The sequence below is a fragment of the Streptomyces sp. NPDC026301 genome (assembly GCF_055567935.1).
On record NZ_JBVHPN010000002.1, the window covers coordinates 102,365 to 117,820 of the forward strand.

The 15,456-nt window shown below is 72.1% G+C and carries 17 protein-coding genes; 11 read left to right on the top strand and 6 right to left on the bottom strand.

All coding sequences use genetic code 11. From position 1 onward, the window contains the following. Positions 1-77: 77 nt before the first annotated feature. The 4 genes from ACZ4MH_RS03560 to ACZ4MH_RS03575 all read right to left on the bottom strand — a co-directional run bounded on the left by ACZ4MH_RS03560 (position 78) and on the right by ACZ4MH_RS03575 (position 2,900). Positions 78-518 (bottom strand): ATP-binding protein, encoded by a 441-nt coding sequence (locus tag ACZ4MH_RS03560; protein WP_351601322.1) that lies wholly within the window; start codon positions 516-518, stop codon positions 78-80. Then, a complete protein-coding gene (locus ACZ4MH_RS03565; RefSeq protein WP_351601331.1) occupies positions 512-1,402 on the bottom strand; it encodes an MEDS domain-containing protein in 891 nt (296 codons plus the stop codon). Before ACZ4MH_RS03565 ends, ACZ4MH_RS03560 begins: the two co-directional genes overlap by 7 nt. A 163-nt stretch (positions 1,403-1,565) precedes the next feature. Continuing rightward, positions 1,566-2,390, bottom strand: coding sequence for an MOSC domain-containing protein (locus tag ACZ4MH_RS03570; protein WP_351601319.1), 825 nt, complete (start codon positions 2,388-2,390; stop codon positions 1,566-1,568). Between the two features lie 69 nt (positions 2,391-2,459). Further along, positions 2,460-2,900: a DUF6643 family protein gene (locus ACZ4MH_RS03575; RefSeq protein ID WP_351601316.1), complete on the bottom strand. Its 441-nt coding sequence runs from the start codon at positions 2,898-2,900 to the stop codon at positions 2,460-2,462. A 260-nt stretch (positions 2,901-3,160) separates the two neighbouring features. Between ACZ4MH_RS03575 and ACZ4MH_RS03580 the strand changes: the two genes are divergently transcribed. Continuing rightward, positions 3,161-4,552: a TerD family protein gene (locus ACZ4MH_RS03580; protein WP_467753967.1), complete on the top strand. Its 1,392-nt coding sequence runs from the start codon at positions 3,161-3,163 to the stop codon at positions 4,550-4,552. Positions 4,553-4,600: 48 nt separating this feature from the next. Here ACZ4MH_RS03580 and ACZ4MH_RS03585 read toward each other — a convergent pair whose 3' ends face one another. Next, positions 4,601-5,956, bottom strand: a complete 1,356-nt coding sequence (locus tag ACZ4MH_RS03585) for a glycosyltransferase (RefSeq protein ID WP_351600459.1) — start codon at positions 5,954-5,956, stop codon at positions 4,601-4,603. A gap of 95 nt (positions 5,957-6,051) precedes the next feature. Between ACZ4MH_RS03585 and ACZ4MH_RS03590 the strand changes: the two genes are divergently transcribed. The 3 genes from ACZ4MH_RS03590 (at position 6,052) to ACZ4MH_RS03600 (ending at position 8,265) form a co-directional block, all read left to right on the top strand. Further along, the gene (locus ACZ4MH_RS03590; RefSeq protein ID WP_351600461.1) at positions 6,052-6,864 is read left to right on the top strand and encodes a glutamate racemase; all 813 of its coding nucleotides are present in this window, start codon (positions 6,052-6,054) and stop codon (positions 6,862-6,864) included. Between the two features lie 177 nt (positions 6,865-7,041). After that, positions 7,042-7,713, top strand: a complete 672-nt coding sequence (locus tag ACZ4MH_RS03595; RefSeq protein ID WP_351600463.1) for a hypothetical protein — start codon at positions 7,042-7,044, stop codon at positions 7,711-7,713. Between the two features lie 72 nt (positions 7,714-7,785). After that, a complete protein-coding gene (locus ACZ4MH_RS03600) occupies positions 7,786-8,265 on the top strand; it encodes an NUDIX hydrolase (protein WP_351600465.1) in 480 nt (159 codons plus the stop codon). A gap of 47 nt (positions 8,266-8,312) precedes the next feature. Here the strand turns inward: ACZ4MH_RS03600 and ACZ4MH_RS03605 are convergent, their stop codons facing one another. Further along, positions 8,313-9,353 (bottom strand): LacI family DNA-binding transcriptional regulator, encoded by a 1,041-nt coding sequence (locus ACZ4MH_RS03605; RefSeq protein ID WP_351600467.1) that lies wholly within the window; start codon positions 9,351-9,353, stop codon positions 8,313-8,315. Between the two features lie 311 nt (positions 9,354-9,664). Here ACZ4MH_RS03605 and ACZ4MH_RS03610 point away from each other — a divergent pair, with 311 nt between their 5' ends. The 7 genes from ACZ4MH_RS03610 (at position 9,665) to ACZ4MH_RS03640 (ending at position 15,263) form a co-directional block, all read left to right on the top strand. Then, the gene (locus ACZ4MH_RS03610; protein ID WP_351600469.1) at positions 9,665-11,095 is read left to right on the top strand and encodes a sugar porter family MFS transporter; all 1,431 of its coding nucleotides are present in this window, start codon (positions 9,665-9,667) and stop codon (positions 11,093-11,095) included. Between the two features lie 175 nt (positions 11,096-11,270). Beyond that, on the top strand, positions 11,271-12,281 hold the full coding sequence (locus tag ACZ4MH_RS03615; RefSeq protein ID WP_351600471.1) for a sugar phosphate isomerase/epimerase family protein: 1,011 nt from the start codon (positions 11,271-11,273) through the stop codon (positions 12,279-12,281). A 276-nt stretch (positions 12,282-12,557) separates the two neighbouring features. After that, positions 12,558-13,691, top strand: a complete 1,134-nt coding sequence (locus tag ACZ4MH_RS03620) for a YihY/virulence factor BrkB family protein (RefSeq protein ID WP_351600473.1) — start codon at positions 12,558-12,560, stop codon at positions 13,689-13,691. A 59-nt stretch (positions 13,692-13,750) separates the two neighbouring features. Beyond that, positions 13,751-14,230 carry a phage holin family protein gene (locus ACZ4MH_RS03625; protein ID WP_467753972.1) on the top strand — a complete coding sequence of 160 codons (480 nt, stop codon included), beginning with the start codon at positions 13,751-13,753 and terminating at the stop codon, positions 14,228-14,230. Continuing rightward, positions 14,227-14,646 carry a DUF3618 domain-containing protein gene (locus tag ACZ4MH_RS03630; protein ID WP_351600475.1) on the top strand — a complete coding sequence of 140 codons (420 nt, stop codon included), beginning with the start codon at positions 14,227-14,229 and terminating at the stop codon, positions 14,644-14,646. Before ACZ4MH_RS03625 ends, ACZ4MH_RS03630 begins: the two co-directional genes overlap by 4 nt. Beyond that, positions 14,643-14,909 (top strand): DUF4235 domain-containing protein, encoded by a 267-nt coding sequence (locus ACZ4MH_RS03635; protein WP_030251036.1) that lies wholly within the window; start codon positions 14,643-14,645, stop codon positions 14,907-14,909. The genes ACZ4MH_RS03630 and ACZ4MH_RS03635 overlap by 4 nt, the downstream gene beginning before the upstream one ends. A 162-nt stretch (positions 14,910-15,071) precedes the next feature. Beyond that, on the top strand, positions 15,072-15,263 hold the full coding sequence (locus ACZ4MH_RS03640; RefSeq protein ID WP_351600478.1) for a DUF6381 family protein: 192 nt from the start codon (positions 15,072-15,074) through the stop codon (positions 15,261-15,263). Positions 15,264-15,456 lie beyond the last annotated feature (193 nt).

The following is a 15,456-nucleotide window of genomic DNA, read 5'->3' on the forward strand; positions in this document are numbered from 1 at the left end:
TACGCGGGGTGCCCTCCGGGCGCAAGAGGTCGCTCAAGAGCGTCCAGCGGCCCTCCAGAGGCCTTCTCGCGGGTGTTTCAGTACAGTCGTATCGCCAGTGTGACCACCGCGCCGGCCGCCGCGCCCGCGGCGATCGTCAGCCGGTCGGCGACCAGCCGGGCCATCCACAGCCCGCGCCCCGTGGGCGCGCCGTCCAGGCCCGGCAGCAGTTCGGGGATGACGTCCTCCGTGAAGCCCGGGCCCGAATCGATGACCAGGCACTCCAGTTCGTCGTCGATCCGGCGCAGGACCAGCCGGCCGCTGCCGCCCGCGTGCTCGACGGCGTTACCGGCAACCTCGTCCACCGCCAGCACGAACTCCCCGCGCCGCGGCTCGGCCAGGCCCTCACGGGCCGCGCACTCCTCGACGAGCAGCCGCACCTGCGGGAGCAGCCGGGCGGTGAAGCGCCGCTGCAGCAGGTATCTGACGCTCGGTTCGTCGCCGGCGCCCTGGGGACGAGCGGACTCGGGGATCAGCACGGTCGCGTCACCTCCGACAGCGTCAGCCGCGAAATCGATGCCGCTCCCAGCCGCTGGAGCGTGCGGAGCTGTACCGGGTCGCCGCGGACCTCGACCCGGGGAAGGCCACTCGCCCCCTGGACGAGCGTGAGGAGGCCGGTGGCGCAGCCGACCGACAGGAAGTGCAGCCGGCTCAGGTCCACGACGAGCCGGCCCGCACCCGTGCCCTGCGCCAGGGCGAGCTCCAGGGCGGTGAGGAACGGCTGCTTCGTCGCGGCGTCGGCCTCACCTACGAAGCGGAGCGCGCCGTCCGGGGTCCGCTCCGTGTGCATCGCGCCGAGCTGCTCCAGGAGGTTGCGGGGATGCGCCTCAGCCATGGCGGTCAGCACCTCCGGCGCGAACCAGCGCCGGTCGTACGCGCAGATCTCGCTGTACGGGCGGCCCTTGAAGAGCTCGTGGGCGTTCGACTCGCGGTGCATCATCGTGTGCACGTCCGCGCCGAGGTCCGGCACCCAGTGCATGTCGATGAAGGCCCGCAGGCCCGTGTACCCCTCCGCGACGGCCTGTGCGGTCTCCTCGCGCAGCCGGCTCCACTGCCGGTCCGCCGTGAAGGCGGGGTCGGGGCTGATGAGCCGGCGCATGCTGCTGAGCACCAACTGGCCCCTGATACGGGCCGTCGCCGTCGTGCGGTTGGGGAAGTCCAGCCGCGCCAGGACCTCTTCCTCGGGCAGACCGGGGCGCGGGAAGACGATGACCCGCTCGCCGCGGGCCAGACCGAGCCGGGTGAAGGCCGTCAGGACGTCCCAGCGGATCTCGTCGTCGTCGTAACTGACGAAGGCGTGGTCGCCGGGCCGCATCCGGTGCACCGGGATGAGGCGGTCTCGCGCCGCGTCCCCGGCAGGCATGCGCACGTGAATCTCCCTGTCGCCACCGCAATGCGCTCACTTTATGCAGGCGGAACAGGGCCCCGCAACGCGGTGGGCGAGGGCGGCGCCGCCGGGTCGGCGGACTCGGGACGCGGCGGTGCGCGGAAACGTGGTGGCGGCTGCGTAAGGACACGGGCTGACGTCAGCTCAGGACCTCGAAGGGGTCGCCGGCACAGAGGGTGCCGCGCGACTCGGGTATGAGGTTCTGCCCGAACACCAGGTCGTCGCCGAAGCGGCGGTGGCGGGCGAGCGTGCGCAGCGGCTCCTTGCCGCGCTCGGCGGTGCGCTGGTCGGTGGTGGTCACCACGCAGCGGCCGGAGGGCTTGGCGACACGGAAGGCGATCTCGCCGATCCGCACCCGCTTCCAGCCGTCCTCTGCCCACGGGGCCGTGCCCTCGATGACGACGTTCGGCCGGAAGCGGTCCATGGGCAGCGGGCCCTCGTCGGCGTGGTCGCCCTGGGCGATCAGGGAGTTGAGCGCGTCCAGCGAGGACGACGTGGTGAGCAGCAGCGGGAAGGCGTCGGCGAAGCTCACCGTCTCACCGGGCAGGGCGTAGTCCTGGCGCACGGACCGGCGCACGGCTGGATTGTCCATGTGCACGAGCGTGACCTCGGCGCCCAGGTACGTACTGAACCACTCGGCGGCCGCGGCGGACGCGGGCACGGCGTCCACCTTGTCGTGCCAGACCTGCACCGGCACGGTCGCGCCGGGGACAGGGACCTCCACGGACAGGTCCTGCATCCCCGGCGCGCTGAGCCCGATTCCCCCGTCGGGCCGCGCCTCCGCGACGGCCAGTGCCAGCCGCGGCCGGGACCGCTGCGTGACGAGCCGCCGCTCCTCGTCGACCAGCAGCCAGCGCCGGTCCCCGGCCAGGCCCCATGGCTCCACGGCGGCCGAGCCGGGGGAGGTCCCCGCAAGAGACTTCACCGGGTACAGCTGGAGGGCACGGAGGCGCGAGTTCGGCATGTGCCCATCCTGCCAGCCGGGTCGGACATTTGACCGGGCGGCCGGACAGTTGGCCGAGCGGGCGGCGGGTCAGTAGCCCCGCGGATGCTGCGGGCGGCCGTACGGATCCTCGTACGGAGCGGGGCGCGGCGCGACCGGGGCCGCCGGGCGCATCGCTTCGTACCCCGTGCTCATCGGGCGCCGCGGCTGCTGCTGGCCCGGGTATCCCTGGGGGCCGGCGGCCTGCTGCGGGATGTAGGGCGTGGGCGCGGGCTGCATCGGAGCCTGGCCGGGATAGCCGTGCTGGGCGGGGGCCGCGGAGGGGCCGGAGGGGAGCGCGGGCAGCGCCGGCAGGGCCGGTGACGAGTAGGACGAGGACGAGGACGAGCCGACGTCGTACGGAGGCTGGACCCTGATCGGCGCGATCTGGGGTGTGCCGCGCTCGGCGACGAGGCTGTCGTAGATCGGGGTGTCCGGGAAGGAGGGCGAAGCGTAGTAGCCGCCGCCGTAGGTAGAGCGGGGGGAGGTCATGCCTCTTAAGTTAAGCCCACGATGTGCTGGTTGGGGAGCCTGAAAAGAGGGTTGTTTTACGTGTCGGTAGTGGTTGCGGATCACTAATGTGAGCGAACTCGGGGAAATCGGTCGCCAACGCCCGTTTGAATCGTGTAAAGGGCGGCTCACTGGGAGGTGAAATCTTGCCTCCTGCGAGGCATCCGGGAGCCCTCGGAGAACCCCTAGGTTGGAAGGGCGGCGCGCCGCGAAGCGGGAGCGCGAATCCGAAGGAGGCGGCCATGTCGATGCCCAAGGGGGGCAACGCTCCGGTGGATGCCGGAGCGGTACGGATCGAGCTGAGCTGGCGGACCGGAAGCGGCGTGCCGGACGTGGACGCCTCGGCGCTGCTGCTGAGCGGCGGGAAGGTGCGCGACGATGGCGACTTCGTGTTCTACAACCAGCCGGCGCACGCCTCGGGCGCCGTGCGCTACGAGGGCAAGCGCGCGGCGGCGGGCACCACGACCGACACCCTCGCCGTCGACCTCACCGCCGTCGAGCCGGCCGTCGAGCGGGTGGTGCTCGCGGCCTCCGCGGACGGCGGAACGTTCGGTCAGGTGCCCGGGCTGAGCGTCCGCCTCCTTGACGCGACGGGCGCGGGCCCCGGGAGTGCCGCGCCCGCGGCCTCCGGTGGCGCCGAGCTCGTACGGTTCGACAGCCAGGACGCCACCGTGGAGACCGCCTTCGTGCTCGGCGAGCTCTACCGGCGGCAGGGCGGCTGGAAGTTCCGGGCGGTCGGCCAGGGCTACGACAGCGGGCTCGCCGGGCTGGCCACGGACTACGGGATCAGCGTGGACGACCCGGAGACGCCCCCGGCCGGGCCGGCTGCCCAGGCAGCGCCCGCGGCGGCTCCCGCGGCGCCCGTAGCGCCCGCGGCGGCTCCAGGGGCGCCCGCAGCGGCGCCGGCGCACGCCGTGCCTCAAGGTCAACCCGCCGCGTCAACTCCCGCGCCCCCGGCGCACGGAATGGGCACGCCCGCCCCCGCTCCGGTACGCCTGTCGAAAGTCACCCTGACGAAGGATGCCCCCGCCGTTTCGCTGACGAAGCAAGGGGGCACCTCGGGCGCGATGCGGGTGAACCTCAACTGGCAGACCCGCCCGCAGCCCCCGGGATCGGGGTGGGGCCGCAAGATCGGCCGTGCGCTCGCCGGCCCCGCGGCCCTCGACCTCGACCTGTGCGCGCTGTACGAGCTGACCGACGGCAGCAAGGGCGTCGTACAGGCCCTCGGCAACGCCTTCGGCTCCCTGCACGCCCCGCCGTTCATCCACCTCGACGGCGACGACCGCACCGGCGCCGTGGCCGCCGGCGAGAACCTCACGGTCAACCTCGACCAGCAGCGCCTCATCAAGCGGATCCTGTTCTTCGTCACCATCTACGAAGGCGCGCGCAGCTTCGCCGACCTGAACGCCACGGTCACCCTCACACCGCAGCGCGGCGCCCCCATCGACTTCTCCCTCGACGAGTGCACCGTCCCCTCCAACGTCTGCGCCCTGGCGCTGCTCATCAACACCGGCACCGAACTGGTCGTCCAACGGGAGGCCCGCTACCTCGTCCCCGAACGGGGCGTCAGCCCGCAGCGCACGGTGGACCAGGCGTACGGGTGGGGGATGCGGTGGGCACCGGGGCGGAAGTGAGACGGACAGCCGCGCGCGGACCGACGCCTCCGGGCCCCGCCCGCGCCGCTAAGCGCCCTCGGACGCCTCCCCGGGGGCGGTGGTCCCCGCCCCCGTAGGCGGCGCCCCGTACGTCCGCCCTTTCCAGGCGGCGCCGCGCCCCCGGTAGTGCTGCACGGCCGAATCGACCGTCATCAGGAGGTACAGCAGCGCGGTGAACGGCAGCAGGGGAGCGGTCCACGGCGGCTGCCTGTAGTAGCGCAGCATCGGAAGGTACGTTCCGGTCATCACGGCCCACGCCGCGCCTCCGAGCAGCGCGGTCGGCGCGCTGCCGCCCACCGCGCCCGTGAGCAGCGCGACGGGCGGCACCAGATAGACCAGCGCGAGGCCCAGCACCGTGCCCGCCAACAGCAACGGGCTGTGGAGGAGTTGCGCGTACGCGCTGCGCGCCACCATCCGCCATAGATCGGCCAGGCGCGGATACGGGCGCACGCTGTCCACGTGGTCGGCGAGCCCGAGCCAGATGCGCCCCGTGGACGACCCCGCGCGGCCCCCGGAGCGCTTGACGGCGCGGGCCAGTGTCACGTCGTCGATCACCGCGTGCCGGATGCTCGCCGGGATCCCGGCCCGCTCGGCGGCGTCCCGGCGCAACAGCACGCAGCCGCCGGCCGCCGCGGCGGTACGCGCGCCGGGCCGGTTCACCCAGCGGAACGGGTACAGCTGCCCGAAGAAGTACACGAACGCCGGGACGATCAGCCGCTCCCAGAAGTCCGCGACCCGCAGCCGCGCCATCTGCGACACCAGGTCCAGGTCGGCCGTGCGGGCGGCGGAGACGAGCGCGCGCAGGCTGTCCGGCCCGTGCGCGATGTCGGCGTCGGTCAGCAGTACGTACTCCGCGTCCGTACGCTCCCGGGCGAGCGCCATGCCGTGCCGCACGGCCCACAGCTTGCCGGTCCAGCCCGGGGCCGGCTCGCCGGGCGAGGCCACGGTCAGCGGCAGCCCGCCGCGCTCGGCGGCCAGCGCACGGGCCAGCTCCCCGGTCCCGTCCGTACTGCCGTCGTCGACGAGGAAGACCTCGGCCCGCCCCGGGTACGCCTGTGCCAGCACGGACGGCAGGCTCACCGGCAGTACCTCGGCCTCGTCCCGCGCGGGGACGACGACGGCCACGGAGGGCCAGTCCCCGGGGTCTTCGCCGGGCTCTTCCCGAGGCGCCTCGCCGGGCTGCTCTTCGGGGTCTGCGCCCCGCCCGCCCACAGGTGCCGTCCCCGCAGCCTCCGTAGGTACGGCGCGCTCCCTGCATACCGTGCGCGAGGGCGGCCTACGTGCGGTGCCCGGTGGCAGTCGCACATCCGTCCGCCAGAAGAAGCCCTGGCCCATCAGGAGCCAGACCCACGCCACCAGAGACGCCCCAGCGATCCACGCCATCACAGCCACCCCGGCAGTCTGCCCCATGGCGCGGCGGGCACCCGGGACCCGGCCCGGTGCGGCCCGTACCGGGGCCCGCTGAGTAAGGTGTCCGGGTGAAGATCGCACTCATGGACTCCGGTGCCGGCCTGCTCGCGGCCGCCGCGGCCGTGCGGCGGATGCGCCCCGACGCCGGCCTCGTCCTCTCCTGCGACCCCGACGGCATGCCCTGGGGCCCGCGTACACCCGCTGACCTCACCGAGCGCGCGCTCGCCGTGGCCAGAAACGCCGCGGCGCACAAGCCGGACGCCCTGATCGTCGCCTGCAACACCGCCTCCGTCCACGCGCTGCCCACGCTGCGCGCCGAGCTGGAGCCGGAGCTGCCGGTCGTCGGGACCGTCCCCGCGATCAAGCCGGCGGCGGCCGGCGGCGGCCCGGTCGCGATCTGGGCCACGCCCGCCACGACCGGCAGCCCGTACCAGCGCGGCCTGATCCGGGCCTTCGCGGCGGACATCGACGTCGCCGAGGTGCCCTGCCCCGGTCTCGCCGACGCGGTCGAGGCGGCCGACGACGCGGCCATCGCCGCCGCGGTCGCCGCCGCGGCGGCGCTCACCCCACCGGACGTACGGACCGTGGTCCTCGGCTGCACGCACTACGAGCTGGTCGCCGACCGCATCAGGGACGCGCTGCAGCGCCCGGAGGGGCCCGCGCTCACGCTGCACGGTTCCGCCGAGGCCGTCGCCGCCCAGGCGCTCCGCCGCATCGGTGCCCAGCCGGCTCCGGCGGCCACGCCCAGCGGCGATCTGACCGTGATCCTCAGTGGGCGCACCGCCGCGCTTCCGGAGGCGGCCCTCGCCTACGAAGAGGGCAGGCTGCTCTCCGGTATCCCCGCGATCGGCGAACCGGCGGCCGCGGGACCGGCCTGCTAGGAGGGAGCCCAGGGGGCCCCAGGGGACGCGGCGCAACGAGGTCGGCCCGTTACGGAACGCGCCAATCGAACGACCGGCTCCGTCTCCGTATGAGCAATCGGTGCCTCCTGTCTCACGCGTCACAGAGAGTCGCGTTGCCCGCTGCCGGGCGGAGCCAGTACGCGTACGCTGCCAACCATGAGGGACCACCCCCAGGAGGGGGCAGCAGCCCCCGACAGCAGCGACGCCCGCCCGGCCCGGCACTCCGAGCACGGTCACGGCGGCGCGCCCGCCCCTGACCGGCCGTCCGCGGAGTCCCACGGTGTGCGGGACGACGCGCCGTGCGCCTCCGTGCCCGACGTCTGGCACGGGCGCGCGACCAATCGCTTCCAGTGGCTGCTGGCCGCGGTCGGCGCGGCCTGTATGGCGCTCGGCATCGAATTGGCGGTCGACAACGCCTGGACGTCGGGCCTCACCGCCCTGGTGATGGCCGTCGTCGGCTGTGTCGCCGCCGGGCTGCTCGTCCTCTTCGGCACGCTCGCCTTCGTGCACGTGGCCGTGCGGGTCGACAAGGACTGCCTGGAAGTGCGCTGCGGGCACATGGGGCTGCCGCGCCGCCGCATCCCGCTCTCGCACGTGGTCGACGTCGACTTCGCGCCCCGCGTCACGCCCTGCCACTGGGGCGGCTGGGGCTACCGCTGGCGCCCGGAACAGGGCACGGGCGTGATCGTGCGCCGCGGCGAGGCGGTGATCCTCCGGCTCGGCGACGGCCGTACCTTCACCGTCACCGTCGACGACGCGGAGGCCGCGGTGCGCTGCATCCGCTCCCGCCTCGGCCTCCAGCCGAAGCCGGCCCACGGAGCCGCGTAGCCGAGGCCGGCTCAGCCGCAACGCCCCGGAAGCGTTTCGTCCGCTCCCGGGATGGTCGTTAGGGTGCGGGGCATGGCGACACCCGACTTCATCCGCGAAATCCGCGCGACCGCCGGCCACCAGCTGCTCTGGATGCCCGGCGTCAGCGCCATCGTCTTCGACGACGAGGGCCGGGTGCTGCTGGGACGCCGCGTCGACAACGGCCGCTGGTCGATCATCGGCGGCATCCCCGAGCCGGGCGAGCAGCCCGCCGTCACCGCCGTACGCGAAGTCCACGAGGAAACCGCCGTCCACTGCGTCCCCGAACGCCTCCTCCTGGTCGAGGCGCTGCAGCCGGTCACGTACCCCAACGGCGACCGCTGCCAGTTCATGGACATCTGCTTTCTCTGCCGGGCGGAGAGTGGCGAAGCCCGTGTCAACGACGATGAATCACTCGAGGTTGGCTGGTTCGAACTCGACGCTCTGCCCCCGCTGGACGAGTTCGCCCTGCACCGCATCAAGCTGGCCAAAGAGGAAGCGCCGACTTGGTTCCAGGGCATCGGCGAGGCGTAAGAGCCGTACGTCCGGGGCCCACGCCGCGGTGTCAACGTGTCACACGGTTACCGGGCTCTCGTACTGATTGGCGGCTCGCCGCTCCGAGGCGGCGCCGTGGATGCCCGTACCACCAGCTTCGGGTCCAGTACCGCCTCCTGCGGCTCCACCCCCTGTCCTTCGAGCCGTTCGACGACGAAGCGCACGGCGCGCTCGGCCAGCAGGGCCGGGTCCTGGCGGACCGTTGTGAGGCCGATGGGCATGAGGTGGGACAGGTGGCTGTCGTCGTAGCCGACGACCGAGAGGTCGTCCGGTACGTCGATGCCGGCCCGGGTGAATGCCATCAACAGGCCCAGCGCGCAACGGTCGTTGCCCGCCAGGACGGCCGTGGGCAGGCTGTCCTCCGCCAGTAGCAGACGGGCCGCCGCGACGCCCGCGTCCTCCGTGTGCCGGCCGGGCAGGACGCGTGTTTCGGCGGCCAGGCCGTGCCGGCGCATCGCCGCGCGGTAGGCGCGGCGGCGCTCGGCCGAGCCCGGGTCGCGGCCGCCGTCGACATGGACGATCCGGCGATGGCCGAGGCCGATGAGGTGAGCCATGGCCTGGCGTACCCCCTTGGCCTCGGCGGTGTGCACATTGTCGATGCGGGCGCCCACGATGCGACGGCCGACCGATGCGGCGACCGTGCGCTGCCCGAGAGCGTCGAGGTAGGCGGGATCCGAGGCGGGGCCGAGCAGGATCAGCGCCTCGCAACGGTGGCTGAGCAGTGCCTCGACGGCCTTCTGCTCGGAGCGGCCGGGGGCGTTGGCGGACAGCAGTACGTCATAGCCGCGCCGTTCGGCCTCCGGGTAGACGGCCTCGACGAGGTCGGCGTCGAAGGGCTGGTGCACGGTGAGCAGCACGCCGAGCGTCCGGCTGCGGCCCCGGGCGAGCAGCCGGGCGGCGTTGTCGGGGCGGTAGCCGAGCTCGTCCGCGACGCGCCGCACGCGCTCGCGGGTTTCCCGGCTCGCCCCCGGGCGGTCGCGGAAGACGAGGGAGACCAGGGCTCTGGACACCCCTGCTTTCTCCGCGACGTCGGACATGGTGGGGCGCCGCTCGCCTGATATGTCCATCTTTGCCCCATCCTTTCGAGCTGCATCACGCGGGAAAGCTCTGCGCAACGACCTATTGACATGACATTTGCGCGAGGGCAATCATACTGCGGACTAGAGCGCGCTAGTAGAGCGCGACAGCCACTGTCGTCGGCCCACTGTCATCGCCTACTGCCCTCGCCCACGGATTCCCGGTCCGAACCCACGGGGCCCGAGGAGTGAGGGGGCGAAGGCGCCGTCGATGTACTGCCCGTCGCCGTCCGTGCCCGCGTCCGCCCGGCCGACTGCGGCCTTCCGGAGCCCGACACCCGATCGATCGGTAGGAGGTGGCCATGGACGTCAGGGACGACGCGATGGCCCACACCGCACCACCCGCCCGCACAGGAGACACACCGCGCCCCGTGACACGCCGGCTGCGGGTCGTCACCGTCATCGCCACCTTCGGTGGACTGCTCTTCGGCTACGACACCGGCGTCATCAACGGCGCACTGCCGTACATGAAGGACGACCTCGGCCTCACTCCCCTCACGGAGGGCCTGGTCACCAGCTCTCTCCTGCTCGGCGCGGCCCTGGGGGCGGTCGTCGGCGGAAGGCTCTCGGACGCCCGAGGCCGGCGCCGCAACATCCTGTTCCTCGCCGTGCTGTTCTTCGCGGGGGCGCTGGGCGCCACACTCGCGCCCGACACCGCAGTGATGATCGCGGCGCGCTTCGTGCTCGGCCTCGCGGTGGGCGGTGCGTCGGTGACCGTGCCGGTGTATCTCGCGGAGGTCTCGCCGGCCGAGCGCCGTGGCGCACTCGTCACCCGCAATGAACTCATGATCGTCAGCGGGCAGTTGCTGGCGTTCACCTCGAATGCGGTCATCGCCCACGTCGGCGGCGAGTCCGGCGGCGTCTGGCGCTGGATGCTGGTGATCGCGACAGTGCCCGCCGTGGTGCTGTGGTTCGGGATGCTGGTGATGCCGGAGAGTCCGCGCTGGCTGGCCGCGCAGGGCCGCTTCAACGACGCCTTCGAGGTACTGAAGCAGGTCAGGTCCGAGCAGCGGGCCGAGGCCGAGCTGGGCGAGGTCACCGCGCTCGCCGTCAAGGACGAGCAGGAGAAGCTGGGGGGCTGGCAGGACCTCAAGTCCACCCCGTGGATCCGCCGGCTGATGTGGGTGGGCTTCGGCATCGCCGTCGTACAGCAGATCACCGGCGTCAATACGATCATGTATTACGGCACGCAGATCCTCACCGACGCCGGGTTCGCCGCGGAAGGCGCGCTGACGGCGAACATCGCCAACGGCGTGATCTCCGTTCTCGCCACCTTCGCCGGCATCTGGCTGCTCGGCCGGGTCAACCGTCGACCCATGCTGATGGCCGGTCAAATCGGTACGACCAGCGCCCTGTTGCTCATCGGCGTCTTCTCGTACACCATGCCGGCGGGCGACGGACGTGCCTACGCCGTGCTCGCCATGACCGTCACCTTCCTCGCGTTCCAGCAGGGCGCGATCTCCCCGGTCACCTGGCTGATGCTCTCGGAGCTCTTCCCGACGCGGATGCGGGCCTTCGGCATGGGCATCGCCGCCGTGGTGCTCTGGCTGACCAACTTCGCGATCGGGCTCGCCTTCCCCTCGCTGGTCTCCGGGGTCGGCATCTCCCGCACCTTCTTCATCTTCGTGGCGTTCGGCCTCCTGGCTCTCGCCTTCGTGAAGCGGTACGTCCCCGAGACCAAGGGCCGCTCCCTGGAAGCCCTCGAAACGGAACTCCGCAACCGCTACTCCTGAATTCCCGCCCTCGGGCCCGCGAGGCGGCGGTCGACCGGGTCCGCCTGTGGCTTCGCCTGGGAGGAACGCGCCCGCGAATCCTCCGCTTTCCTGCCCGACCGCGAATCCTCCGCCTTCATGCCCGACCGCGAATCCTCGCCTTCATGCTCGACCGCATCACCAAGGAGCTTGTGCGATGAAACTGGGTATCTACACGGCGATCCTGCACGACCGGCCCCTCGAAGAGGCACTGTCGGCCATCGCCTCACTCGGACTGACCGGCGCCGAGATCAACGCGGGCGGCTTTCTGCCGGCCCCGCATCTGCCGGTCGACATGCTGCTGTCCGGAGCGTTGACCCCCGAGGCCTATCTGAAGCCGTTCGCCGATACCGGCATCGAGCTCACCGGACTCAACGTCAACGGCAATCCGCTGGACCCCGACCCGGTGGCGGGCCCCGCGCACGCCGCCGACCTGCGGCGCGCCATCCAGGTGGCGGGCCTGCTCGGGATCCGTCGTGTCGTGACCATGTCCGGGCTGCCGGCCGCCGAGGCGAGCGGCACCACCCCGGCCTGGAACGTCAACCCCTGGCACAGCGCCTTCCTCGACTCCCTCACCTACCAGTGGGACACCGTCGCCGTCCCCTTCTGGCGGGAGATCGAGGAGCTGGCCGCCGCCCACGGGGTGCAGGTCTGCATCGAGATGCACCCGCAGAACCTGGTGTTCAACCCGGCGACCTTGAAGCGGCTGGTCGAGCGCACCGACGCGACCCACATCGGCGCCGAACTCGACCCCAGCCACCTCTTCTGGCAGGGCATCGACCCGGTGGCGGCCATCGAGGACCTGGGTTCTCTGGTATTCCACGCCGCGGCCAAGGACACCCGGATCAACGCGGACCGGTGCCGGGTCAACGGCGTCCTGGACGACCGCTTCACCAAGGTCACCGCCAACCCGGTCGGACTCGGCGGCCACCACACCCTCAACCGCTGGCCACAGGACTCCAGCTGGGACTTCGTGGCGGTGGGACGCGGCCACGACGAGGCGTTCTGGGGCCGCTTCCTGGACGCACTGCGGCGGGTCGACCCCGACATGGCGGTGAACATCGAGCACGAGGACATGGAACTGGGGCAGATGGAAGGCCTGGAGGTGGCGGCGCGGACGCTGCTCAACGCGTCAGGAATTCCAGCGGTTCGCAGGAATTGCCAGTAGTTGCCAGTAGTTTCTCGTGTCCCGGGGAAAGTCGGCGATGCATTCCGGCCCGTGGGAAATGCGCAGGTGCCCAGGGGCTTCCGCGCGTCCGTTTCGTATGGTGGCGCAGTGGTGGGGCGCTCGCATGTGGAGTGGGGGAGTCGCTGGTCAGTGGGGGTGTGGGGCCGCCATGCGGGTGAAATCCGGGGGCGGTCGCACCGTTCGGGAGGAAATGCCGGCCCGTGGTCCGCGGCGCGGAATCCGTTTCGGTTCGGGGCGGGCGGTTACCCACGACGTATGGCACGGATAACGCGACCGGGGGGCCGGGAGGGCCCCGCTCGCCGCGCCGGTGAGGGCCCCGGGGAACCGACGGCCCGCATACCCGAGGCGCGGCACGAAGCAGGTACGGAGCCGGTTCCGCGCTCGGAGCAGGCCGACCGGCCGGGACCCGATCCGCTCGTCAAGCGGGCGGCGCCCGACGAGCCGACAGAGCTGCCCAAGAAGTCCTGGTGGGCCGTGCTGCGCGGCACGGTCAAGGAATTCAAGGACGACGAGCTGGCCGACCGGGCGGCGGCGCTGACGTACTACGGCGTGCTCTCGTTGTTCCCCGCGCTGCTCGTACTGGTCTCCCTGCTGGGCCTCGCGGGCGAGTCGGCGGGGCGGCAGGTGCTGGACACGCTGCACCGGCTGGCGCCCGGTTCCGTACGGCAGGTGCTCACCAACGCCGTGACGCAGCTGCAGGGCAACGCCGGGGTCGGCTCGCTGGTGGCGGTCGTCGGCCTGCTGGTCGCCCTGTGGACGGCCTCGGGGTATGTGGCGGCGTTCATCCGCAGCTCCAACGCCGTCTACGACGTCGCCGAGGGCCGCCCGATATGGAAGACCCTGCCGCTGCGGCTCGCCCTGACGGTGGTGCTGATGTTGCTGACCATCGTCAGCGCGCTCATCGTGGTGTTCACGGGCGGGCTCGCGCGGCAGGTGGGCACGGCGCTGGGCATCGGTGACACCGCGCTGATGGTCTGGTCGTTCGCCAAGTGGCCGGTCCTCGTGGTCCTGGTCACGACCATGATCGCGATCCTCTACTGGGGCGCGCCCAACGCGAAGGGCCGCGGCGCTCGATGGGTGACCCCCGGCAGCTTCCTGGCCCTGGTCATCTGGCTGCTCGCCTCCGCGGGCTTCGCGGTGTACGTGGGGAACTTCTCCTCCTACAACAAGACGTACGGGACCCTCGCCGGCGTGATCATCTTTCTCGTCTGGCTGTGGATCACCAATCTGGCCATTCTGCTCGGCCTGGAATTCGACGCGGAGCTGGCCCGCGAACGGGCGGTCGCCGGTGGCCATCCGGGCCAGGAGGAGCCGTACGTGGAGCCGCGCGACACCACGAAGTGGAGCGAGGAGGAACGCCGGCGGGCCGAGGCCCCGGGCGAAGCGTGATCCGCACAACGCGGCCACGGAAAGGCAGGTGATCGGTGATGAGTACTGCGGAGAAATCGGTGACGGACACTTCCGGGAGGACTTCCGGGAACCGGACGACGGTGCGCGGTACGCCCACGTATCCGTCCACGGAGCCGCAGCCGCAGCCGCAGCACACCGAGGAGTCGGTGGGCGAGCTGGTCTCCCGCGCCTCGCAGCAGCTCTCGCAGCTGGTACGCGAGGAACTGCAGCTGGCGCAGGCGGAGATGGCGCGGAAGGGCAAGCGGTTCGGCCTCGGTGGCGGGCTGTTCGGCGGCGCCGGCGTGATCGGCTTCCTCGCGCTGGAAGCCCTGGTGGTCGCCATGATCGCCGCCCTCGCGCTGGTACTGCCGGTATGGGCGTCGGCCCTGATCATCACCGGCGCACTCCTGGCGCTCGCCGGAATCCTGGCGCTGACCGGCAAGAAGCAGGTCGCCCGGGCGACCCCGCCGGCGCCCGAACAGGCGATCGCCGGCGTCAAGGCCGACGTCGCCGAGATGAAGGAGAAGGCCCACCGATGACCGGTAAATCCCAGAACAAGCACGCGTCCGAGTCCCCCACACCGGAGCAGCTGCGGGAGCGGGTGGAGCACACCCGCGAGGAGCTGGGCCGGACCGTCGAGGAGCTGGCCGCGAAGGCGGACGTGAAGGCGCGGGCGAAGGAGAAGGCCGGCGACGCCAAGGCCAAGGCGCAGGACAAGGCCGACGACGCCAAGGCCAAGGTCCAGGACGCCGTCGTGCACTCGCGGGCCCGGATCCAGGACAGGACCGCCCACGCGGCGCAGCGGGGTCCCGTTCCCGTGCTGGTCGTGACCGCCGCCGCGGTCCTCGTCTGGCTGCAGGTACGCCGGCATCAGCAGGGCGGCCGGGCCGCGCAGAGCGGTCACCGCCTCAGTGGGGCCGGCCGTCGCAGTACCCGTACCAGGAGGACCCGATGAACGCAGCGAAGATCGCGTACACGCCCGTCGGGGTGGCGCTGGGCGCCCTCAGCGGCATGATCGCCGGGGCGCTGTTCAAGCAGACGTGGAAGCGGATCGGGCACGAGGAGGACACCCCGAGCGCGAGAGATGAGGACCGTACCTGGAAGGAAGTGCTGCTGGCGGCGGCGCTGCAGGGTGCCATCTTCGCCGTCGTCAAGGCGGCCATGGACCGCAGCGGAGCCACCGCCACGCGCCGCATGACCGGGACCTGGCCGGGCTGAGACACGCGCCGCATGACCGGCCGGTGGGCGAACCGGAGGCCGGTAGGCACTCCGGACGCCTCCGGGATGCGGCCGGCCCGGAGAGCTGGTTCGCTGGGAGGGCCCCGTTTTTCTCGGGCGTGGTGTCTCGGACGTGGTGTCTCGGACGTGCAAGGAGTGATCATGGGCATGGACGGTGAGGTCGGCGGCCGGATCCGGCAGATGCGGGACAAGGCGAAGGAACTGTCGCAGGCCGCGGAACAGGCCAGCGATCCGCAGGACCGCAAGCGGCTCCAGGAGAAGGCGCGCAAGCTGGAGAGCCAGGCGGAGCAGGAGTCGAGCATGGGCAGCGGGGACATCTTCCCGATGCAGTGATGACGGCCGCCGCCCGGCGCGCAGCGGCCCCCGCGTGACGGAAGCGTGGCGGGCTGCCCGGCGGGAGGTCTTTTCCATCCTCTACAGTCACGTCCGTCCGCCACACCCGTGGCGGGCGGACGTTTCCGTGAGCGCGCCGCGCGCCGAGTCCGTGAGTGACGCAGGCCGCCCCGCAGCGTCACCCCATCGCCTT